This window comes from Pseudomonas chlororaphis subsp. aurantiaca, assembly GCF_013466605.1.
GTDB classification, from domain to species: Bacteria; Pseudomonadota; Gammaproteobacteria; order Pseudomonadales; family Pseudomonadaceae; genus Aquipseudomonas; species Aquipseudomonas chlororaphis_I.
On sequence record NZ_CP059162.1, the window covers coordinates 5,791,753 to 5,814,185 of the forward strand.

At 64.1% G+C, this 22,433-nt stretch carries 18 protein-coding genes and 2 pseudogenes; 4 read left to right on the forward strand and 16 right to left on the reverse strand.

Annotated elements, in window-relative coordinates; genetic code table 11:
* The first annotated feature begins 3 nt into the window (after positions 1-3).
* The gene (locus H0I86_RS26480; RefSeq protein ID WP_180922753.1) at positions 4-921 is read left to right on the forward strand and encodes a LysR family transcriptional regulator; all 918 of its coding nucleotides are present in this window, start codon (positions 4-6) and stop codon (positions 919-921) included.
* A 51-nt stretch (positions 922-972) separates the two neighbouring features.
* On the opposite strand, the gene H0I86_RS32605 is transcribed toward H0I86_RS26480, so the two are convergent.
* The 7 genes and pseudogenes from H0I86_RS32605 to H0I86_RS26505 form a co-directional block, all read right to left on the reverse strand.
* Positions 973-1,581, reverse strand: a complete 609-nt coding sequence (locus tag H0I86_RS32605; protein ID WP_373369438.1) for a methyl-accepting chemotaxis protein — start codon at positions 1,579-1,581, stop codon at positions 973-975.
* Positions 1,564-2,289, reverse strand: a pseudogene (locus tag H0I86_RS32610) (PAS domain-containing protein); the annotation flags it as partial. The pseudogene H0I86_RS32610 and the gene H0I86_RS32605, both read right to left, overlap by 18 nt.
* A gap of 240 nt (positions 2,290-2,529) precedes the next feature.
* A complete protein-coding gene (locus tag H0I86_RS32615) occupies positions 2,530-2,961 on the reverse strand; it encodes a methyl-accepting chemotaxis protein (RefSeq protein ID WP_373369439.1) in 432 nt (143 codons plus the stop codon).
* 156 nt (positions 2,962-3,117) lie between these two features.
* Positions 3,118-3,846, reverse strand: a pseudogene (locus H0I86_RS32620) (PAS domain-containing protein); the annotation flags it as partial.
* A gap of 214 nt (positions 3,847-4,060) precedes the next feature.
* A complete protein-coding gene (locus tag H0I86_RS26495; protein ID WP_180922756.1) occupies positions 4,061-5,383 on the reverse strand; it encodes an OprO/OprP family phosphate-selective porin in 1,323 nt (440 codons plus the stop codon).
* Positions 5,384-5,703: 320 nt separating this feature from the next.
* Entirely contained in the window at positions 5,704-6,660 is a 957-nt protein-coding gene (locus tag H0I86_RS26500; protein ID WP_308416447.1) for a LysR family transcriptional regulator, read from the reverse strand.
* Positions 6,639-6,971, reverse strand: coding sequence for a DUF2790 domain-containing protein (locus H0I86_RS26505; RefSeq protein ID WP_180922758.1), 333 nt, complete (start codon positions 6,969-6,971; stop codon positions 6,639-6,641). The genes H0I86_RS26500 and H0I86_RS26505 overlap by 22 nt, the downstream gene beginning before the upstream one ends.
* 333 nt (positions 6,972-7,304) lie before the next feature.
* Between H0I86_RS26505 and H0I86_RS26510 the strand changes: the two genes are divergently transcribed.
* Entirely contained in the window at positions 7,305-8,633 is a 1,329-nt protein-coding gene (locus H0I86_RS26510; RefSeq protein ID WP_180922759.1) for an OprD family porin, read from the forward strand.
* A 668-nt stretch (positions 8,634-9,301) separates the two neighbouring features.
* Here H0I86_RS26510 and H0I86_RS26515 read toward each other — a convergent pair.
* Genes H0I86_RS26515 through H0I86_RS26530 form a run of 4 tightly spaced genes read right to left on the reverse strand, consistent with a single transcriptional unit; the run spans position 9,302 to position 15,202 of the window.
* Positions 9,302-12,466 carry an efflux RND transporter permease subunit gene (locus H0I86_RS26515; RefSeq protein WP_180922760.1) on the reverse strand — a complete coding sequence of 1,055 codons (3,165 nt, stop codon included), beginning with the start codon at positions 12,464-12,466 and terminating at the stop codon, positions 9,302-9,304.
* 38 nt (positions 12,467-12,504) lie between these two features.
* The gene (locus tag H0I86_RS26520) at positions 12,505-13,737 is read right to left on the reverse strand and encodes an efflux RND transporter periplasmic adaptor subunit (RefSeq protein ID WP_180922761.1); all 1,233 of its coding nucleotides are present in this window, start codon (positions 13,735-13,737) and stop codon (positions 12,505-12,507) included.
* A gap of 50 nt (positions 13,738-13,787) precedes the next feature.
* Positions 13,788-13,940 (reverse strand): hypothetical protein, encoded by a 153-nt coding sequence (locus H0I86_RS26525; protein WP_180925953.1) that lies wholly within the window; start codon positions 13,938-13,940, stop codon positions 13,788-13,790.
* On the reverse strand, positions 13,937-15,202 hold the full coding sequence (locus tag H0I86_RS26530; RefSeq protein ID WP_180922762.1) for a TolC family protein: 1,266 nt from the start codon (positions 15,200-15,202) through the stop codon (positions 13,937-13,939). The genes H0I86_RS26525 and H0I86_RS26530 overlap by 4 nt, the downstream gene beginning before the upstream one ends.
* Before the next feature lie 402 nt (positions 15,203-15,604).
* On the opposite strand from H0I86_RS26530, the gene H0I86_RS26535 reads away from it, so the two are divergent.
* Positions 15,605-16,279: a heavy metal response regulator transcription factor gene (locus H0I86_RS26535; RefSeq protein ID WP_180922763.1), complete on the forward strand. Its 675-nt coding sequence runs from the start codon at positions 15,605-15,607 to the stop codon at positions 16,277-16,279.
* A gap of 103 nt (positions 16,280-16,382) precedes the next feature.
* On the opposite strand, the gene H0I86_RS26540 is transcribed toward H0I86_RS26535, so the two are convergent.
* From H0I86_RS26540 to H0I86_RS26555, 4 genes are all read right to left on the reverse strand, one after another.
* The gene (locus H0I86_RS26540; RefSeq protein ID WP_180922764.1) at positions 16,383-17,288 is read right to left on the reverse strand and encodes a cation diffusion facilitator family transporter; all 906 of its coding nucleotides are present in this window, start codon (positions 17,286-17,288) and stop codon (positions 16,383-16,385) included.
* Positions 17,289-17,405: 117 nt separating this feature from the next.
* Positions 17,406-17,954, reverse strand: coding sequence for a UDP-4-amino-4,6-dideoxy-N-acetyl-beta-L-altrosamine N-acetyltransferase (gene pseH / locus H0I86_RS26545; RefSeq protein ID WP_009050857.1), 549 nt, complete (start codon positions 17,952-17,954; stop codon positions 17,406-17,408).
* Positions 17,955-18,016: 62 nt separating this feature from the next.
* Positions 18,017-18,538, reverse strand: coding sequence for a hypothetical protein (locus H0I86_RS26550; protein ID WP_258019369.1), 522 nt, complete (start codon positions 18,536-18,538; stop codon positions 18,017-18,019).
* Positions 18,539-18,753: 215 nt separating this feature from the next.
* Positions 18,754-20,076 (reverse strand): MFS transporter, encoded by a 1,323-nt coding sequence (locus tag H0I86_RS26555; protein ID WP_180922765.1) that lies wholly within the window; start codon positions 20,074-20,076, stop codon positions 18,754-18,756.
* 170 nt (positions 20,077-20,246) lie between these two features.
* On the opposite strand from H0I86_RS26555, the gene panB reads away from it, so the two are divergent.
* Positions 20,247-21,062 carry a 3-methyl-2-oxobutanoate hydroxymethyltransferase gene (gene panB, locus H0I86_RS26560; protein WP_180922766.1) on the forward strand — a complete coding sequence of 272 codons (816 nt, stop codon included), beginning with the start codon at positions 20,247-20,249 and terminating at the stop codon, positions 21,060-21,062.
* Here panB and H0I86_RS26565 read toward each other — a convergent pair.
* Positions 21,050-22,432: an aminotransferase-like domain-containing protein gene (locus H0I86_RS26565; RefSeq protein WP_180922767.1), complete on the reverse strand. Its 1,383-nt coding sequence runs from the start codon at positions 22,430-22,432 to the stop codon at positions 21,050-21,052. The genes panB and H0I86_RS26565 overlap by 13 nt on opposite strands.
* Position 22,433 lies beyond the last annotated feature (1 nt).

The following is a 22,433-nucleotide window of genomic DNA, read 5'->3' on the forward strand; positions in this document are numbered from 1 at the left end:
TCCATGGATAAGCTCGAGCAATACCGTGTGTTCATCCAGGTGGCCGACATGGGCAGTTTCATCAAGGCCGCGCATGCCCTGGAGCTGCCCCGGGCCACCGTCTCGGCAGCGGTGCAGCAACTGGAAACCGCCCTCGCCACGCGCCTGTTGCACCGCACCACGCGCCAGGTGCAACTGACCGCCGACGGCGCGGTCCTGCTGGAGCGTGCGCGCCTGTTGCTGAGCGATGCGGTGGAACTCGAGCAACTGTTTCACACCCGTCAGCTGGACGTTTATGGCCGGCTCAATGTCGACGTGCCCAGCCGGATCGCCCGGCGCCTGATCGCCCCCGCCCTGCCCGGGTTTTTCGCCAGCTACCCCAGCCTGAAACTGGCCCTGGGCTCCACCGACCGTTCCATCGATCTGGTGCAGGAGGGGGTGGATTGCGCGATCCGCGTCGGCGCCCTGCGCGACAGCAGCCTGATCGTTCGGCGCCTGGGCCACCTGGCCCTGATCAACTGCGCCAGCCCCGCATACCTGGCGGAGCACGGCCAGCCGCGAACCCCGGGCGACCTGGCCGACAGTCACTGGATGGTCGGCTACGGCTCCCCCAGCACGGGCCGCGAACAGCCCTGGGAATACCTGGCCGACGGTCACGAACTGGAACTGAACCTGCCCAGCCGAGTGATCGTCAACAACGCCGAAAACTACATCGCCTGCTGCCGGGCCGGGCTGGGGCTGATCCAGATCCCGCGCTTCGACGTGCAGTACCTGCTCGACAGCGGCGAACTGGTGGAAGTCCTGCCCGGTTTTCGCCCCGCGTCCATGGCGATCTCCGCGCTCTATCCCAATCGCAACCATCGCTCGCGCCGGCTGAACGCCTTTATCGAATGGTTCGAAACCCTGGTCGCGCCCCATCTCGAAAACGACAGGCAGGGCTGACAACTGCCCCGCCCGGTCATGACGCCCACGCCGGCCTAGGCCGCCTGGAGATCAGCTGGACAATTGGTTGGCGAACTGGCCGACGGCGCTCACCACTTTCTGCGCCCCGTCCTGGATCTCGACGATCACCGTGCCGGCTTCGGCGACCAGGGCCAGGCCCTGCTCGGCCTGGGTCTTGCCGTCGGCCATCAGCACCACTGCGTTGCGGGCCATGTCCTGGTTGCGCCGGACCACGCCGACGATTTCGTCGGTGGCCTTGCTGGTGCGCGAGGCCAGTTGCCGGACCTCGTCCGCCACCACCGCGAAGCCACGCCCCTGGTCACCCGCGCGGGCCGCTTCGATGGCCGCGTTGAGCGCCAGCAGGTTGGTCTGCTCGGCGATGTCGCTGATGGTCTTGACGATGCTGCCGATCACCCGCGACTGCTCGTTCAGCGCCTCGATGCCGTCACTGGCCTGCTGCATGTGCGTGGCCAGATCGCGCATCACCGCCACCGCCTCGGTCACCACCGAAGAACCGCGCTGGGCGCTGCTATCGGTCTGCTGCGAGATGGTGTAGGCGATTTCCGCGGCCTCGGCGACGGACTGCTCCTGCTTGACCTGCTCGGTGATCACCGTGGCGAACTTCACCACCTTGTAGAGCTTGCCGTTGGCATCGACCACCGGGTTGTACGAGGCATCGAGCCAGACCACGCGGCCGTGGCTGTCGATGCGCTTGAAGCGGTCGGCGACATACTCGCCGGTGTTCAGGCGCGCCCAGAACGTCTGATAGCCAGGACTGTTGTACTCCTGCGGCTCGCAGAACAGGCTGTGGTTCTGGCCCAGGATCTGTTCGAGGCTGTAGCCCATGCAGCTCAGGAACCGCTCGTTGGCGGTCAGTACCCGGCCCTTGAGGTCGAACTCGATCACCGCGGTCGAACGCAGCAGGGCCGCGATCAGGTTGTCGTGCTCGCAGGTGGTTTCCACGGTCTCGGTCAGGTCATTGGCGATCAGGGAAAAGGACCTGAGTTGCCGCTCAGTGTTGAAAATCGGCTGCAGGATCACCCTCAGCCAGGCGTCATGGCCGTCGCCGCGACGCAGGCGCAGGATATCGTCGAAGGGCTCGCTGCAGGCGAGCGCGGTCATGAAGCGCGAGTGCGCCTCTTCGGACCGGGTATCGTCCGGCAACAGCTTGTCGATGGGTGAGCCCAGCAGCGCCTCGGAGGAATACTGCATGCACTGGGTAACGTTGCGGTTCACCACCTGGACCCGGCGCTGCGGATCGAGTTCGATGCTGAGCAGGGTGCGCTCGAAACCTTCCTTGACCTGCTCAAGTACACGAAACTCTTCGCCCAACGCGAGGAGCTTCTGATTCAAACGTTTATTGAACATGGATACACCGATAGCCTGTGATTGGAGACTGCTGGAGCCTCACCATCGGCGTTGGGGAAGTATTCTTGACGCGCTCAAGGCTCTTTAGGATTTGTCTCCCGCAGAGACAGGAAACTTCCTAACGGAACACCTGCGCAGAGCGCACAGGCATCGGGGCAGATCGTGGCCACCGGCTTGGCGGCCACTTGATCACCGACGTCACAGCCTGGAACAGGCCTGACGCCGGATCAGGGGCAAGACTCAGTTCGACAGCTGGCTGGCGAACTGGCCAACGACATTCACCACCTTCTGCGCGCCGTCCTGGATCTCGACAATCACCGTACCGGCTTCGGCGGCCAGGGCCAGACCCTGCTCGGCCTGCGCCTTGCCGTCGGTCATCAGCGCCACGGCCTCGCGCGCCATGTCCTGGTTCTGCCGCACCACGCCGACGATTTCGTCGGTGGCCTTGCTGGTGCGCGAGGCCAGTTGCCGGACTTCGTCGGCCACCACGGCAAAGCCGCGCCCCTGTTCACCGGCGCGCGCCGCTTCGATGGCCGCGTTGAGCGCCAGCAGGTTGGTCTGCTCGGCTATGCCGCTGATGGTCTTGACGATGGTGCCGATCACCAGCGACTGCTCGTTCAGCGCCTCGATGCCTTCACCGGCCTGCTGCATGTGCTTGGCCAGGTCACGCATCACGTTCACCGCCTCGGTCACCACGCTGGTGCCGCGCTGGGCGCTGTTGTCGGTTTGCAGCGAGGTGCTGTAGGCGATGTTCGCCGCCTCGGCGACGGCCTGCTCCTGGTTCACCTGGTCGGTGATCACGGTGGCGAACTTCACCACCTTGTAGAGCCGGTTGTTGGCATCGACCACCGGGTTGTAGGAGGCCTCGAGCCAGACCACGCGGCCGTAGCTGTCGATGCGCTTGAACCGCCCGGCGACGAACTCGCCGGCGTTCAGGCGCTTCCAGAACGCCTGGTACTCGGCGCTGTTGTACTCCTCGGGTTCGCAGAAGGTGCGGTGATGCTTGCCCTGGATTTGCGCCAGGCTGTAGCCCATGGCGTTGAGGAACCGCTCATTGGCCGTCAGCACGTTGCCGTTGAGGTCGAACTCGATCACCGCCGTGGAACGGACCAGCGCGCCGATCAGGTTCTCGTGCTCGCGAGACGCTTCGATGGTGCGGGTCAGGTCGCTGGAGTAGATCGAGAACTGCTTGATCCGCCCCTGGGAATCGCGAACCGGCTGGGAGATCGAACGCAGCCAGGCTTCCTGGCCATTGCCGCGCAGCAGGCGTACCGCGCCGGCAAAGTGTTCGCCACGGGTCAGCGTCGCCTTGAAACGGTGGTGGAACTCATCGGTCTTGACGTGGGCCGGCACAATGTCCTCGATGTGGCGGCCGACCAGTTCGCTGCCCCTGTAGAGCATTTCCTGGTTGAAGTTGCCGTTGGCCGACAGAATGCGTCCATCAGGATCGAGAATCAGCACCAACATTTCGCTGTCGAGACTGTCCTTCACTTGCTGGAGACTCGAGAGTTCTTCGCGTAGAGCCAACAGCTCTTGCTTCAAGCTTTTGTTGAACATGGGATGCACCGGTGAAGGAGTTTTCAAGAACGACTTAGCGTCTCCATCGGCATTGGCGAAGTTTTCTGGAGGTCCCGCCGACCGGCGTCAGCGAAAATATTCTCGCCCCTCGAATCGGCGCTGAGCGCCAGCGGGGCGGAGCACTTGCGGCAACGTCCTCGCGAGCGCTTGCGCGAAGACGCTGCCCTTCGTCAAAGGCGTCCTGGCAAAGGCTCTAGAACTGGTATTGCATGCGCATGACCAGGCCGTTGCCGGTGTCGTCGCCCACCGCGTTGCTGAGGTTATCGGTGCGCGCCTTGACGTAGTTGGCGCTGAGTTTCAGGGCTTCGTTGGCGTACCAGTTGACCCCCAGGGTATGAGTCTTGCCCTCAGTATCGCCGACCTGGCGCGTAGCGCTGCTGACCACCACATTGTCGTCCTCGACGTTGATCGAGTCGTAGCGGTAGAACAGTTCCCAGGCGCCCCACTGCTTGTTCTCGGGCTTGATGGTGTCGAACCTGGCGCCGTCCAGTTTGTAGATCCGCGGCTCGCCCGTCAGGGTATAAGCCAATTGCGCATAATAACCGGAGGCCTTTATGTCGCTTTGTGCGGCGTCGGCCTTGAGCGTCCGGCGCAGGTATTCCGCCTGAACCGAGAACGCATCCACGGCCCAGGCCCCTTCGACGCCCCAGACCGAATCGTCCGTCCACAGCCCCTGCTGCGCCGTGCTGCCGCCAAACACCGCGCGATTGCCGTTGCTGTCGGCGCTGTTGCCGCCATTGGTCTCCACGCCGCGCATGCCCATGCGCGAACGGATACGGGTATCGACGGCGGCATCCTTGAGGTCGCGATAAGCATATTGGGCACCGACATGCAGCACGTTGCCGGATTCATGCAGCGGGGCGAACACCCCCCGCAGGTTGTAGCGCTTGACGCTATCGCCATCGGTGTCGTTGTTGTTTTCGCTGAACACACTGCCGGACAGATACGCCATGCCGCCCACCACGCCATTGGCCTGCACGCCCATGCCGCTGTTGTCGTTGATCCACTCCGCCAGGTCATAGGACAGATTGCGCTCCATCGCAGTGACCCACTTGGAGCTGGTGGCCTTTTCCAGGCCGAAGTCGGTATAGAAGCGCCCCACTTTCAGGTTCAACGGGTTGAAGCCGGTATAGGTCAGGCTGCCCTCGTCGAAATAGCCGGTACTGTCGTTGCCCACGTTACGGGAAAGGTCGTAGTTGATCTGATACTTCCAGTCCCGGTAGAGCGTGCCGCCCAACTCCAGGTAGGCCCGGCGAAAGTACGCCGCATCCGCGGAGTTGCCGTTGCGTGTGTAGTAACCGTCGAAGGTGCCGTAGTCCGCCTGCACGCGGCCGCCCAATTTGAAACTGAACGCCTTGTCCGTGGTCGACAGTTCCAGACCGCCCTTGGTCTTCAACACTATATCGGCCCCATCGGTGGTCACTATGCCGGCCTGGGCCGTCCCGGACAGGGTCGCGCCGAGCAAACCCAAGGCAATACCGTTCCCCAACCCTATATAGAGCTTTTTAATAAACATTCGAGACTCCCGATTTGGCTTTTAGTGTGGCGGCAACCTGCAACCAGCAACTTCAGCGGCTGGATCAGGTTGACCGTGGGCGATCCTGGGAATCCGACATGACACTTTTTGTTTATTAAAAAGATAATTCGATGACAACTAAGCCGGTCTCGACTTCGTAGCGGGCGCAGCGCTTGAAAACACGGGTTTGCTGGAAAAACATCCCGCTTCTCGCTATCCGTCGCGCAGATGTCAGAAACATTTCAACTTTTGAAAACGGTGGATAAAACCAGCCTTCGGGTGTCGGCCGCCGCCCCCGGAAAAACGCCCCGGGCACGGGGTCAGAACCACTCCTGGCGCGCGTCGAACGCCTGGCGAATCAGCGTCACGATGGCCTGTACCTCAGGGCGCCCGGCCGCCAGCGCATGGGTGCTCAACCAGGCGTTGCGCTGCATCTGCTGCGGGAACAGCGCCGGAAGCGCCAGCAGGTTGCTGTCCAGGGAAGTGATATAGGCAGGCAGCACGCCGATGCAGGCACCGCGCCTGATCATTTCCAGCGCCAGTTCATGGGTATGCACCTGCGCCACGCCGGCCGGTCGCTGGCGGACCAGTTGGTTCCAGGGTTCCAGCGCCGCGACGTTCAGGTACTCACGCACCTGTACCAGCATGTAGTCGTCCAGGTGCCTGGCCTGGCTGGGCAAGGCCGCCACTCGCCAATAGCGCTTGGCCACGCAGACCTGATAGCCGATCCGGGCCAGGGCGAATGGCGTGGTGGTGGCGAAGCCGGGATCGGGCCGCGGGCTTCCGGGTTCGGCGAGCCAGAGCATGATGTCCGCCGGGCGCGCGCAGGCGTGGGGAGCGCTGGAGATTTCCAGATCCAGGCGCACGGTCGCATTGCGCCGTACAAAGGCCAGCAGGTCGCGCAGGACAAGGTCGTGCAACAAGGCGTCAGCCGCCAGCAGGCGCACCACGGGCACTGCCGCGCGGCCGGATTTGGGTAATTCAGGGACTTGCCGTTGCGCCGCCAACAGTGTCTGCAGTCGCTGGCCCTTGAGGGTCAGGCGCAAGACGTTCTGCCGGTAGACAAACAGCGGACCACCGAGGCGCTCCTCCAATAGCCGCAACTGCTTGCGCAACACTGTCACGCGGGTATTCAGGCTGCGCGCTGCCTGTTTGAAGCACGCGCAGCGAGCACTGGTCAGAAAATACTCAACGACATCTCGATCGATCGATCCGGGGTCCAATGCTCGCGATTCATCGCACATAGGCAGCCCGTTCAACTGCCGTTGGTACGGCATACTCCCAGCACGCTGTACTCGATGGTGTTGAGCTTGCCCGCCGAGTCCTCATAGGTCATGCGCGATGGCACGATATTGCAGGACTTGATCGGCGGTGTGACGTTGACCACCTTCTTGATATCCAGCTTCTTCTCGTAGGTGTAGTCCTCGACGACGGGCGCCTCCTTGCCCCGCTTCGCCGCATAAGCCGCCATGGCCCGCTCGTTTTCCTTCATGGCCCGCTCGAAGGTGCGGTCGCCACCACCCTCGGCCATGGCCAGGGACGACATGGAAAGTACCAGGGCGGCAATACTCAATTTAAATAGTTTCATGACTCTTTCCTCGCTGTGGTTAGTTGCAACGAGGATAACCAGCAGACCCTGTCAGGAAGATCACGCCTACATTACTTATATTTAATAAACCCAACATCTGTTTCTGGACACGAACAAAGCCTATATAAAACAAGGCCTGCGACCATTAACCGAAACAACTTCACATTGATAATCTTGCAAAATTGTAATAACCGGGTCACCTCCGCGTTATCTGTTGTTTGCAACTATCGGCATTGACTCCAGCCGTTGACCGGACGGTTCGCGAGAACAACTAACAAGAACGCCTCAGGCGACATAACAGCTGATAGCTGCCCATATCCAGGAGCAAACAACATGCGTACCCATACCCGCTTGTCCCTGTCCGTGTTTTCCGCGGTACTGGGGCTCGGCCCATTGGCCGTGAACGCTGCAGAAGAAAAACCCGAAGGCTTTATCGAGGGCAGCAGCCTCAACGTGCTGGCCCGCAATTTCTACTTCAACCGCGACGACCGCAAAGGCCAGTCCAGCCCCACCGGCAACGGCTACTCGGAAGCCTGGGCCCAGGCCCTGATCGGCAAGTTCGAGTCCGGCTTCACCCAGGGCACGGTCGGCTTCGGCCTCGACGCCTTTGTCATGTACGGCCTCAAGCTCGATTCGGGCGGCGGCCGCAGCGGCGGGCGCGGCTCATTCGGCATGCTGCCAGTGGACAGCGACAACCAGCCGGCCGACAACTACAGCAAGGTCGGCGGCGCGGCGAAACTGCGCCTGCTCGACACCGTGATCAAGGTCGGCGACGTCTTCCCGAAAACCCCGGTGGTGCACTACGGCGACTCGCGCCTGCTGCCGGAGAGCTTTCGCGGGGCCACCTTCGAGAACACCAGCATCGACGGCCTGAACCTCCAGGGCGGGCGCCTGCACAGCATGAGCCAGCCCGACAGCAGCAGCCTGCGCGACGGCTTCGCGACCTTCTATGCCGGCAAGGTCGATTCGCCCTGGGTCGCCTACTTCGGCGGCGACTACAGCCCAAACAAACACCTCAGCTTCAGCCTCTACAGCAGCCGCCTGAAGGACGCCTGGGACCAGTACTACTTCGGCACCGCGGCCACCTGGCCGATCTCCGACCAGTTCTCGCTGTTCGCCGGGTTCAACTATTATAAAGCGGTGGACGAGGGCAAGAAGCTGCTCGGCGAGTTCGACAACAACATCTGGAGCGCCAAGGTCGGCGCCACCTATGGCGCCCACACCCTGTCGCTGTCGCACCAGCGCAACAACGGTGACGACGACTTCGACTACCTGCGCCAGTCGGACTCGATCTTCCTCGACAACTCGATCCAGTACAGCGACTTCAACTCGCCGAAGGAACGCTCGTGGATGGTCCGCTATGACCTCGACATGGAGACCTTCGGCATTCCCGGCCTGTCGTTCATGACCCGCTACGGCAAAGGCAGCGACGCCGACTACAGCAATGCCAACGCGGTGTACATGCGCCGTGATGCGGACGGCAATCCGCTGACCGACCAGCGCCGCTGGGAGCGCGATATCGAAGCCAGGTACGTGGTGCAGGGCGGCACCCTCAAGGACCTGTCGCTGCGCATCCGCCAGGCCACCGTGCGCTCCAGCAGCTTCGAGTCGGACCTGGAGGAATTTCGCCTGATCGTCGAGTATCCGCTGGCCATTCTTTAAACCTTTGTGCCGGGCGGGTGCGAGGCCTGCCCGACGTTAAAACTTCTTCACAGACGCCCATCTTTCAGAACTGTAATATCGCCCTCACCTTCTCGTCAGGTTGGCCTTCGTATACTTGCCCCCATGCCCGAGCCGACAGCGCTTCGCTAGCGGCCAGCCACTTGCGGGAGATCATGTCTTGAAGCCTGCCCACCTGACTCCGCCTGGCCAGCCCGGCGCGCTCCCCAGCGATAACGGCAGCGAACGCGCCAGGCATGCCCTGGAACAATTCTGGCTCGGCCAGCAACAGTACAACGGCGAAAAGAACCACGACGGCGCAACCAACGCCGCCCCTCAAAGAACCACAGGGCCCCAGGCACGCACAGCCTCCCGCTGACGCCGGCCCACCCCGAGCACATTCATCTCTGAAGCGTTTTTTCGAATGCTCCTTTGGAAAGAGATGAATTTTTAGCGTCCCGCATGGGGCGCTTTTTTTTGCCCCGACGCCCTCCCTGTAGCCGCTGCCGAAGGCTGCGATAGGTCCGAAGGACCTCCTGCGAGTTCAGGAGCAGCGCCTGCTTCGCGGTCGATCGCAGCCTCGCGGTGCTCGGCAGCGGCTACAGGGGGGCCACATGAACAAAACCCCGCCTGCGTATCACGCAAGCGGGGTTGGGTGAGCTAATCGCGGGTCAGTCGCTCAGCAGGTCTTGCAGCTCCTGTTCTTCTTCCTTGCGGTGCGCCCAGTGGTACAGCGCCGGCAGCACCAGCAGGGTCAGGGCGGTGGAAGAGATGATGCCGCCGATGACCACGGTGGCCAGCGGCCGTTGCACTTCGGCGCCGGTGCCGGTGGCCAGGGCCATGGGGATGAACCCCAGGGACGCCACCAGCGCGGTCATCAACACTGGGCGCAAGCGGGTCAGCGCACCTTCGTTGACCGCCGCCGCGAGCATCCGCCCTTCTTCGCGCAGGTTGCGGATAAAGGCGATCATCACCAGGCCGTTGAGCACCGCCACCCCCGACAGCGCGATGAAACCCACACCCGCCGAGATCGACAGCGGGATGTCGCGCAGCCACAGGGCCATGATCCCGCCGGTCAGGGCGAAGGGAATCCCGGTGAACACCAGCAGCCCGTCCTTGAGGTTGTTGAACATCATGAACAACAGGCCGAACACCAGCAGCAGCGCCACCGGCACCACGATCTCCAGGCGCTTGGAGGCTTCCTGCAACTGCTCGAACTGCCCCCCCCAGGTGATCCAGTAGCCGGTCGGGATCTTCACCTGGTCGCCGATGGCTCGGGTCGCCTCTTCGACGAAGGAGCCCATGTCGCGGCCGCGCACATTGGCGCTGACGATCACCAGGCGCTTGCCGTTCTCGCGGCTGACTTGCGCCGGGCCGAGCACCAGGTCGACGCTGGCGACTTCCGAGAGGGCGATGAAACCCAGCTGCCCGTTGACACTGCCCGCGGCCGCCGCCACCGGAATCAGCAGGCGCGACAGCCCGTCGATATCGGTGCGCTGGGCATCGGACATGCGCACCAGCATGTCGAAGCGCCGGTCGCCCTCGTACAGGATGCCCGCCTTGCGCCCGCCCACGGCAATCGCCACGGCGTCCTGCACATCGCCGACGTTGAGGCCAAAACGCGCCGCCTTGTCGCGGTCGACATTCACCGTCAGCACCGGCAGGCCGGTGGTCTGCTGCACCTTCACTTCGGCGGCGCCGTCGATCTTCTGCAAGGTCTGCGAAATCTCTTCGGCGGTCTTGTTCAGCCGCTCCATGTCATCGCCGAAGACCTTCACCGCGACATCGCTGCGCACCCCGGAAATCAGTTCGTTGAAGCGCAGCTGGATCGGTTGCGACAGCTCGTAGACGTTGCCTGGCAAGCTGTTGCCGACCCGTTCGATGTCGGCAATGATCGCCTCGCGCGACTTGCCCGGGTCTGGCCATTGCTCCTTGGGCTTGAGCATCAGGTAGGCATCGGAGATGTTCGGCGGCATCACGTCCGAGGCGATCTCGGCGGTGCCGGTGCGGGCGAATACCCGCTCGATTTCCGGGATCTGCGCCAGCAGGGTTTTCTCCAGGGTCTTCTGCATTTCTACCGACTGGGTGAGGCTGGCGTCGGGCACGCGCATTGCCTGCTGGGCGAAGTCGCCTTCGCTGAGGCTGGGGATGAACTCACTGCCCATGCGACTGGCCACCAGGCCCGAAACCAGCACACTGAGGAAGGCCAGGGCAAAGGCCAGGGCACGATGGCTGATCACCCAGCGCAGCACCGGCTCGTAGCCACGGCGGGCGCTGCGCATGACGAAGTTTTCTTCCTCCTTGACCTTGCCGGTGACGAACAGCGCGATCGCCGCCGGGACAAAAGTCACCGAGAGGATCATCGCCCCCAGAAGGGCTATCACCACGGTGAAGGCCATCGGGTGGAACATCTTCCCGGCCACCCCGGACAGGGCAAAGATCGGCAGGTACACCACCATGATGATCAGTTGCCCGTAGATCAGCGCCCGGCGTGCCTCCTTGGCCGCGGCGAAGACTTCGTGCAGGCGTTCGGAACGCGTAAGCATGCGTCCGTGGTGCTGCTGGGCATGGGCCAGGCGGCGGATGGCGTTCTCGACGATCACCACCGCGCCGTCGACGATGATCCCGAAGTCCAGCGCGCCGAGGCTCATCAAGTTGGCGCTGACCTTGTTGGTGAACATGCCGGTGAAGGTGAACAGCATGGCCAGCGGGATCACCATGGCGGTGATCAGCGCGGCGCGGATATTGCCCAGGAACAAAAACAGAATGGCGATGACCAGCAGCGCGCCTTCGATGAGGTTTTTCTTCACCGTGGCCACGGCCTTGTCCACCAGGTTGGTGCGGTCGTACACGGTGACTGCAGTCACGCCCTTGGGCAGCGAGCGATTGATCTCGGCGAGCTTTTCCGCCACCACCCGGGACACCGTGCGGCTGTTTTCCCCCACCAGCATGAACACCGTGCCGAGCACCACTTCGCGACCGTTCTCGGTGGCCGCGCCGGTGCGCAGCTCACGGCCGATGTCCACGGTGGCCACGTTGCTGACGCGGATCGGCGTGCCGTCCACGGTGTTGATCACGATATTGGCAATGTCCTCGATGGACTTGACCTGCCCCGGAGCGCGGATCAGCAACTGCTGGCCGTTGCGCTCGATGTAGCCGGCGCCGACGTTGGCGTTGTTACGGTCCAGGGCGGTCATCAGGTCGCTCAGGGTCAGGTTGTAGGCCGCCAGGCGCCTGGGGTCCGGGGCAATCTGATAGAGCTTGGCGAAACCGCCGATGGTGTTGATCTCGGCCACTCCCGGCACGTTGCGCAACTGCGGGGCGATGAGCCAGTCCTGGATTACCCGCAGGTCGGTCGGGGTATAGGCCGTGCCGTCTTCCTTGAGCGCGCCCGGCTCGGCTTCCACCGTCCAGAAGAAGATCTCGCCGAGGCCGGTGGAGATCGGCCCCATGCTCGCCTCCACGCCTTCGGGCAGCTGTTCGCGGGCCACTTGCAGGCGTTCGTTGACCAATTGCCGGGCGAAGTACAGGTCGGTGCCTTCCTTGAAGATCACCGTCACCTGGGACAGGCCCGAGCGCGAGGTCGAGCGGGTCTGCTCCAGGCCCGGCAGGCCCGCCATGGCCACTTCCACCGGATAGGTGATGCGCTGCTCGGTCTCCAGCGGCGAGTAGCCGGGCATGCTGGCGTTGACCTGGACCTGCACGTTAGTGATGTCCGGCACCGCGTCGATCGGCAGTTTCTGGTAGCTGCCGACGCCCACCGCGGCCATCAGCAGCACCGCCAGCAGCACGATGATGCGCTGCTCGATGGCGAATTGAATGATGCGTTCAAACATGGGAAGTCACTCTCCAGGAAAACACTCAATGAGGCGGATCAATGGCCGTGCTCGGCCGAGCCTTTGCCCAGTTCGGACTTGAGGATGAAGCTGCCGGAGGTCGCCACCTGGGCTCCGGCCGGCAAGCCTTCGCGGATCTCGACGAAGCCGCCTTCGCTGCCGCCCAGCACCACGGGCGTGGCCTGGAAACCGTCGGCGACGCGCACGAACACCGAAGGCTTGTCCTCCACGGTCTGGATTGCCTCTTGCGGCACGGTGACACCGGCCTGGTAGGTGTCGGTCGCCACCTGCACCGAGACGAAAAGCCCCGGCCGCCAGGCGTCGTCCGGGTTGGGCACCGTGACCCGCACCGTGGCGGTCCGGGTCTGCTCGCCCAGCAGGCTGCCGACATAGGCCACCGTGCCCTGCACCTGGGTGCCCAGCTCGGTGGATTGCACCCGGACCGGCTTGCCCACCCGGACCTTGTTCAGGTCCTTGGGAAACACGCCGAAGGTGACCCAGACCCGGGACAGGTCGGACAGGGTGAAGGCGGCGCTGGTCTCACCGACCACCTCGCCGACGCTCAGGTGTTTTTCCACCACCACGCCGTCGAACGGCGCGCGCATCTCATAGCGGTTGCCGCCCGCCAGCACCGCGCTGCCACTCAGGGCATTCATCTTTTGCCGGGCGTTGTTCAGGGCGATTTCGGCTTCCTGCAGGGTCTGGCGCGCCAGCAGGTAATCCTGCTCGGCGGAGATCTGGTCGACCCACAACTGGCGCTCGCGCTGGAAGGTGGTGCGCGCCAGCTCGACCCGGCGCTCGGCGGCGGCCAGTTCGCTGCGCTGGTCGGAGATCTGCTGGCTGGCGATCACCGCCAGCAGCTCGCCCTTCTTCACCGTCTGCCCGAGATTGACCGCCACCGACTCCACCACCCCGGCCGCGCGCGGCACGATGTGCGAGGTGCGGTCCTCGTCGAAGCGGATCTCCCCCGGCAGGGTCAGCAAGCTGCTGAGATTGCGCGGTGCGGCCGCGGCCAGTTGAATGTCGGCGGCCTTGATCTGCTCGGCGCTGAGTTCGACCTTGCCCTCTTCCTCGGCATGTCCCTCACCTTCCGATGGCCCCTCCTCACCTTCCTGATGTGCCTCGCCGTCCTTGTGCGTGTCCGCCTTGGCCGCGGGTTTCGCCTGCGCGGCCACCGGCGCCCCCTGGAACAGGTCCTGCCACATCAACCCGGCCACGCCGAGCGCGACCGCCACGGCCAATGCCAGGGCTGTGCTTCGTTTCTTGTCCATGAATGCTCCTGAAAAAATCGACTCGACACGCCATCCGGTAAACCGGCGCGTCACGAGGTCTGTGGAAAAAAGAAGTCGCCGAGCGCCCGATGCAACTCATGCAGGCACCAGTGGGACGAGCCCTCCTCGGCCCGGACCGGCACGCTGCAGTCCACGAGCAGCAGCCCGCCCAGGCACAGCAGGACGAACAATGCGGTTCTCACAGCGTGCGATCGGGGCCGGCGAGATCGCCGTAGATGCGCTCGATGCGCACCCAGGCGTCGGTGGACTGGGCCACCGCGGCGATGTACTGGGTGCGGGCGCTGATCAGCGTGCGCTGGGCGTCGAGCACCTCGATAAAGTTGAACTTGCCCATCTCGAAGCCGCGGGTGGCGGTGTCCACGGCGTTTTGCGCCGCCGGCAGAATCACCTGGTTGAACGACTGCACTTCGTTGCTGGCAGTGCTCCACTGATCGAGCGCCAGCTTGGTTTCGCTGCGCAGGCGCAGCTCCGCGGCGTTGCGCAAGTCCCGGGCCTGATCGGCGCGGCGCGCCGCCGACAGCACGTTGCCCTGGTTGCGGTTGAACAGCGGAATAGGCATCGACACCCCGACCAGGTTGACCCGCTCACGCACGCTGGCGTCGTACTGGCTGCCCACGCTGATATCGAGGTCGGGAATACGCTGGGCCTTTTCCAGCCCCAGGGATGCTTCGCGCTGCACCACCTGCATCTCCGCCAAACGCAATTCGGTGGTCTGTTGCAGACGCGCCAACAATTGCGCCGAAGGCGGCAGAGAGGGCAGCCCGCTGGCCGGCTCCGCGACGGCGCTGAAGTCGGTGGTGGCCGCGCCGGTCACGGTCGCCAGTTGCCGATAGGCATTGGCCCGGTCCATCTCGGCCCGGCTCAGTTCCAGGCGCACTTCCGAGAGCTGGACCTGGGCGCGGGTGGCTTCCACGGGCGAGGCCTTGCCCGCGCTCACCCGCCCCTTGGCCACCGTCAGCCCGCGCTCGGCCAGGGCCAGGGAGCGGCCGGCCAGGTCGCTGCGTTCCTGGGCACGCAAGGCGCCGTAAAAGGCCGCGATCACATCGGCGCGCAGCTGGTTGCGCTGGCGCTCCAGCTCCAGCGCCGCGGCGTCCTGGGCACGGCTGGCAACATCGATGCGCGCCCCGCGCTTGCCGCCCAGTTCCAGGGTCTGGCTGAGCTTGACGGTGGTGGTGCGCGAGCTGCGGCGGGTGTCCTCGGCGTCCCAGGACAACACCGGATTGGGGATCAGCCCGGCCTGCTGTCGACCGCCCTGGGCGATATCGATTTCCCAGCGCGCGGCCGCCAGCTCGGGGTTGTTGGCAAAGGCACTTGCCAGGGCGTTGTCGAGGCTCAGCACCCGGCCCTCGGCTGCCTCGGCTTCCTGCAGCGAGGCACTGGCCAACAACAGGACGCCGGACAATACCCCGACTATCCAGGCAAGTTTTTTAATAGTGGTTGGCATAACGCTTTCTGGCCCCTTACCGGTACAGAGTGACGGCAGAGGCTGGACGGCGCGAGGAAGTTGAACCGGCACGACGCATCCACACTCCACCCATAAAACAACTAACAGGTGAGTATTTAGTGCCGGCCAAATGTAGCCCTCGGTACTTATCGACAGGGTGGCGCAAAGATTACAAATCCGTTAGCAAGCGCTCTGCCACGGGCTTGTGTATTAACATCCGGGCCAACGACCCGAGGGCAAGTGCAATAAACCAACAACTTGAAATATAGAGAAACAACTTCTCCTCGCACGACACTTAGAAAGTTTTAAATCAAGAACTTTGAAAGTTGAATCATCCAGCCCGTTACTTCCAAAGAAGTTATTGGACTTCCCCACTGTATTAAACACCGAGGCTAATTCAGCATGCGCATTCTGGTGATCGAGGATGAACCGAAAACCGCCGACTACTTGCATCAGGGATTGAGCGAAAGCGGCTACGTCGTCGATTGCGCCAGCAACGGCGCCGACGGCCTGCACCTGACCCGCCAGCACGCCTACGACCTGGTGATTCTCGACGTCAATCTGCCGGAGCTGGACGGTTGGGGCGTGCTGCAGCGCATTCGCCAGAACAGCAATACGCGGATCATGATGCTTACCGCCCAGGGGCGCCTGGTGGACCGGATCAAGGGCCTGGACCTGGGCGCCGACGATTACCTGGTCAAGCCATTCGAGTTCCCCGAGTTGCTGGCGCGGGTGCGCAGCCTGTTGCGGCGCAGCGAGCAGTCGCCAACCCCCGACGTGCTGCGGGTGGCCGACCTGGAACTGGACCAGGGCCGCCACCGGGCGTTTCGCGGTAACCAGCGCATCGACCTGACCACCAAGGAGTTCGCCCTGCTGCACCTGCTGATGCGCCAGAGCGGTGTGGTGCTGTCGCGGACCCAGATCATCTCGTTCGTGTGGGACATGAACTTCGATTGCGACACCAATGTGGTGGAAGTCTCGATCCGCCGCCTGCGGGCCAAGATCGACGACCCGTTCGAGAGCAAGCTGATCCACACCCTGCGCGGCGTCGGCTACGTGCTCGAAGAGCGCGACTGACGGCACTCCTGCGAGCTCAAGAGCAGCGCCCGCTTTGCAGGCGATCGCAGCCTCGCGGTGCTCGGCAGCGGCTACAGGGTATGGAGCCCGATACGCCGGGGAATCAATGAACGTGCTCTTCGTGCCCCTGTTCGTGAAAGCCCGCCTGTTCGACCTGGACCGTCACATGGGAGATATCGAAGCGCTCGTGCATCAGCTCGGTGACCTCGACGAGGATCTGCTGTTCGCTGCGCCGCCCCAGGTCGGCCACCAGGTGCGTGCTCATCACGTTCTTGCCGCTGGTCAGGGCCCACAGGTGCAGGTCGTGAACCTCGGTCACCCCGTCGATGGCGCGGATGCCCTGTTCGACCTCATCGATATCGATGCCGTCCGGCACGCCTTGCAGCAGTACGTTCATGCTCTCCCTGAGCAGCGTCCAGGTGCGCGGCAGCACCCAGAAACCGATGGCCGCGGCGACCAGCGAATCGACCCAGCCCCAGCCGGTGTACATGATCACCAGTGCCGCGACGATCACACCGATGGAGCCGAGCATGTCGCTCCAGACTTCCAGGTAGGCGCCCTTGACGTTGAGGCTTTCGGCGCTCGCCGAGGCCAGCAGGCGCATGGAGATCAGGTTGACGATCAGCCCCAGCACCGCGATCACCAGCATGCCCATGGACTGGATTTCCGCCGGCGCGGACAGGCGCTGCCAGGCCTCGAACAGGATGTAGAAGGCAACCACGAACAACAGGATGGCGTTGAACGCCGCGGCGAGAATTTCGAAACGCGCATAACCGAAGGTGCGCTTGCGATCGGCCGCGCGCTTGCCGACCTGGATCGCCACCAGAGAGATCGTCAGCGCCAATGCGTCGGTCATCATGTGGGCGGCATCGGACAGCAGCGCCAGGCTGCCGGTGATAAAGGCGCCGATCACCTCGGCGATCATGAAACTGCCGGTCAGCCCCAAGGCCATCCATAACGTGCGTTCGTGTCCGGCCCGAACCTGTCCGTGACTGTGCCCTGCGCCCATGAAAGCCCCCGCCTGTGAAAATCGTCGTGGCTGATGATAGCCGGCCTGGGCAGCGTACCCCGGCAAAATGACGCAATGGTCATGTCGCTGCCATCTGACCGTTATACGTAACGGCTTTCAGCGCCCCAGCCGCGCCATCACCGCGAGCATGCCCGGGCGCTGGGCGGCCCATTCCTCGCGGGTGATGCCGAGCAGCATCACATCGATGCGCTGGCCGTCCTTCTCGACGTTCTGCCGGCGCACGCCCTCGAGGGTGAAACCGAACTTCTGGTGCAGGCGGATCACCGCCTGGTTCAGCGCCAGCACTTCGCAGTTGAGCTTTTCCAGGCCGGCCGCGCCAAAGGCATGATCAAGCAGCCAGAACTCCAACTGGCTGCCCAGGCCCTTGCCCTGCAAGCCGCTGTCCAGGTAGAAGGCCCAGTCGGCGCTCTTGTGCAGGGCATTGATCGCATTCAGCGACACCACACCGCAGGCGACTCCCTCTTGCAGCACCACGAACACTGACTGGCGCGGATTGCCCACCAACGAGTCGAGCCAGGCACGGTGCTCGGCCTCGGAAATCTCGTGGGAGGTGTACATGTACTTGCGCACATCCGGCTGGTTGCGCAGCTCGCGCACACGCGCCTGCACCTGTGCGCAAGTTTCGAGTATCGGCACGACCTGCATGCGGGGCTCCTGGTCTGAAACGGATGCCGCACAGCCTAGGGGCAACGGTGCCCGGCGGCAATTCAAAAGATCCCGCTACCCGGCGCGGACTTGCGCCGGCGCAGTACATGCAGGCCCAGGCACACCAGGCTGGTGCCGAACGCCACGATCAATATGCCCTGCGGCGTCTCGCGCTCGCGGCGGCTGTCCAGGCATTCCATGGCATTGGAGCATTGCGCGATGCACAGCTCCTCGCCATCGAGGGTGCAGCTCAGCACCGCATCGCGCAGGTAGGTGAAGTGCAGTGTCCGGCCCCGGAGCGGGTCATGGCCGGAGCGCAGGTAGGTGATGCCACGAACCACCTTGAGCCGGGTGTATTCGCCACTGTCCGCGTCCTCTATCAGCATCCCGCCACGGTCGGCATACAGCACCTTGCCGCTGAGGGATTCGACGTTGGCACCGTCCAGCCCATAGTCGACAACGTTGAAGATCCACAGATGCAGCAGGGTCATGAACAGACCAATGGCGAAGGACAACCACGCCGCCTGCAACAGCGGGGGCAGCGTGGAGAAATCACGCAGGGAACAAAGGACGGACCGGATCAAGGCAGCTCCCGAAAACTGGCGCGTGGACCGCGCGTTTTTTTCGAGAGATTAGCGGGTAAATGGGCCTTGGCTAAGCACAACATTCAACAGCATTGGCCGGGTTAAACCGCAGGCTGGCGGCGAAGGCTCTAGCCCGCGCGCGCCGGCGCCTGCAGGTATTTCCGGAGGTGAAAATTTTTCCCCTGTGGGAGCGCTCGCTTGCTCGCGAAATAACCTCAGGAGCCCGCACAAACCCCAGGCACCGCACTCCCCGTCAGCCTCGGCATGCGCGCCCCGAAATACCCGGCGCTGATGACCCCGACCGCACCCATCACCGCGCAATACATCACGCAGACCCACGGGCTCCAGGGCATCAGGCCGATCAGCAGCAAGGGCGTGGTGCTCGCCCACAGCGCGTAGGCGATGTTGTAGGTAAAGGAGATGCCGGACACCCGGATCCGCGCCGGAAACAGCCCGACCATCACCGACGGCACCGCGCCCACCACGCCGCAGCCGAGGCCGGCGATGGCGTAGGCCAGGCCGACCCAGTCGCCGCCGCTGATCAGGCAGCCGTAGAGCAGGCCGATACCCAGCGGCAGCAACAGGCTGTAGAGCATCACCGTGCGCCAGGCGCCGATGCGGTCGACGACCAGCCCGGCCAGCACGCAACCGATATTCAGGAACACGATGCCCAGGCTGCTCAGGGCGAAGGTGTGGCTGGCGCTCATGCCGAAGGTTTTCTGCATCATGGTCGGGGTGATGACCACGAACACCACCACCGCGGAGGTCAGCACGCAGGTGAGAATCGCCGCTGGCAACAGGGCCAGGCGATGCTCGCGCAGCACGGTGCGCAGCGGCAGCTCGACGGCGCTGTCGCGCTGCTCCTGCATGGCCATGAACACCGGGGTTTCGCTGAGCCAGCGGCGCAGCCAGACGCCGATCACGCCGAACACTCCACCGAGCAGGAACGGATAACGCCAGGCGTGATCGAGGATTTCCGCCGGGGTGAAGAGTTGCGCCAGCAGGGTTGCGGTCAGCGCGCCGATCAGGTAGCCGAACGTCAGCCCGGCCTGCAGAACGCCCAGGGCATAACCGCGATGGCCGGCCGGCGCGTGCTCGGCGACGAACACCCAGGCGCTCGGCACTTCACCGCCTACCGCCGCGCCTTGCAGCACCCGCAGTGCCAGCAGCAACAGCGGCGCGAAATAACCGATCTGCGCGTAGGTCGGCATGATGCCGATCAGCAGGCATGGCAGGGCCATCATCAGGATGCTCAGGCTGAACACCTTCTTGCGCCCCAGGCGGTCGGCGAAGTGCGCCATGAGAATGCCGCCCAGCGGCCGCGCCAGGTAGCCGGTGACAAAGATCCCGAAGCTCTGCAACAGGCGCAGCCACTCAGGCATTTCCGGCGGGAAGAACAGCTGGCTCAGGGTCAGGGCGAAAAATACGAAGATGATGAAATCGTAGATTTCCAGGGCGCCGCCCAGTGCCGCCAGGCCCAGGGTCTTGTAGTCGGACCGGGAAAACGGCGCCGGCCGCGCGTCAGGGATGAAGGACATAAAGCCACTCGGTGTTGGGCAGAATTCAAGGCGCCCATGGTCTACGCAAACGCCGCGAGGGACAACCGCAACACCCTCCTGGGTCGGTTTTTAGGGTTTTCCTGTGCATTGAATCGGCGCCGCGGACGCCAATAATCGGCGACTTTCCCACCCGCAACAGGAAAGCCGCCATGAGCATCCATACCCGCAGCAAACGCCTGACCGTGCCGCAACTGGTGGCCATGAAAGGCCAGCAGAAGATCGTCTCCCTGACCGCCTACACCAGCCACATGGCGCGGCTGATGGACCCGTTCGTCGATTTCGTGCTGATCGGTGACTCCACGGCCATGGTCGGCTACGGCCGCACCTCCACCCTGGACATGAGCCTGGAAGAGATCATCGGCCACACCCGCGCCGTGGTCGCCAGCACCCGGCAGGCCTGCGTGATCGCCGACATGCCGTTCGGCAGTTACCAGGAATCGCCGCAGCAGGCCTACCGCAACTGTGCCGAGGTGCTGGCGCGCACTGGCTGTGATGCGCTCAAGCTCGAAGGCGGGCGGGCCCTGGCGCCGACCGTGGAGTTCCTGGTGCAGCGCGGGATTCCGGTGATGGCCCATATCGGCCTGATGCCCCAGTACGTGAATGTCATGGGCGGCTTCAAGGCCCAGGGCCTGAACGATGCCACCGCCCAGGCCATCGAGGCCGACGCCCGCGCCCATCTCGAAGCCGGGGCGTTCAGCCTGCTGCTGGAAGGGGTGGCGGAAAACCTCGCACGACGCATCAGCGACTTCTCGGCGATGCCGACCATCGGCATCGGCGCCTCCCCCGCCTGCGATGGCCAGGTGCTGGTGACCGAGGACCTGCTGGGCCTGGGCGGGCCCCAGGTGCCGCGCTTCGTCAAACAGTACGCCGATGTCGGCGCGCTGATCAGCCAGGCCTGCGAGCAGTTCGCCGCCGAGGTGCGCGACGGCCGCTTCCCCGAGGCGCGGCACTGCTACGGCGTCTGAGCGATGGTCCGGGCCAGCCGTTGCACGGCGCCGGCGATGTCCTGGCGCCAGTCGAGGGTGAAGCTCAGGCGCAGGTGATGGCGCCAGAGGCCTTGCTGGCTGAACATCTGCCCCGGGGCGATGACGATGCCCTGGGCCAGCAGCTGTTCATAGACCAAGGCCATATCCACCGGGCGCGTGGCCTCGGCCCACAGGGTCGCGCCCCCGGCCGGGGTGACCACGCGCAACTGCTCGGCGGCGTGTTCGGCCAGCAGCGCCTGCATCTGGCCCATGCGTTCGCGCAACAGGCCACGCAACTGAACCAGATGCTGATCGACACGGCCGCTGCCCAGCAGCTTGGCCACGGCCTTCTGGCGGATCGGCGACAGGCGAAACGCGCGCTCGAGAAAATGCCGCTGCAAGCACGCGCCCTGGCCACGGCACAGCACATAGCTGAAGGGCGCCTCGGAACCTATCAGCTTGTCGAAGGTGGAAAACACCAGCAGCCGCTCGGGATCGGCGTAATCGCGATACCGCGCCGGCTCCGAGGTGAAGCAGAACTCGCCATAGCTGTCATTTTCCAACAGCCAGATGCCGCGCTCCCCCAGCCAGCGGCACAGCTGCTGCTTGTCCGCCGCGGGCATCAGGCTGCCGTGGGGCGTGTTCAAGGTCGAGGACAGCAGCGCCAGGCGCACCGGCTCGCGCTGCAGCACCTCATGCAGCCGCTGTCGATCGAAGCGCCCTTCGGCATCCAGCGGCAGCTCGATCACGCGGATCTTCGCCGCCTGCAATTGTCGCAGGATCGCCCAGGAACAGGGCGACTCCACCAGGGCGACGCTGCCGGTCAGCTCCAGGGCATCGAGCGACAGCGCCAGCACCGCGCGCAGGTCGGTGCCGAGAAACACCTGCTCGGCCTGCCAGTAATCCGTGGTCGAACGGGTGTAGCGCTCGGCCAGCGCCGTGCGCAGCTCCGCCTCGCCAAACGGCTGGTACAGCGGCGCCTGGGAGCGCGGGTACTGGCGCACCAGCTCGCGCTCGGTCATCAACAGGGGATTGTCCAGGGACAGCAACATCGCCGGGGCATCGCTGCACAGCGCCAGCATTCCGGGCTGGCGGGCGTAGGCATAGACCCTGTCCGGCAGGTGCGTATCCGACGCCAGCCCTGGCGCCGGCACGGGGCGGCTGAAGTAACCCTGCTTGGGCCGGGCGTAGATCCGCCCTTCGTCTTCGAGCAAAGCGTAGGCGTACTTGGTGGTGGAGACCGAGACCTTGAGGCGCCGGGCCAGGGCGCGCAATGACGGCAGGCGCTGCTCGGCCGCGCTGGCGCCGTCCAGCCATTCCACCAGGTAGCGGTAGACGGCCTGATAGGCGAAAGGCGTTTCGCGGCTCACC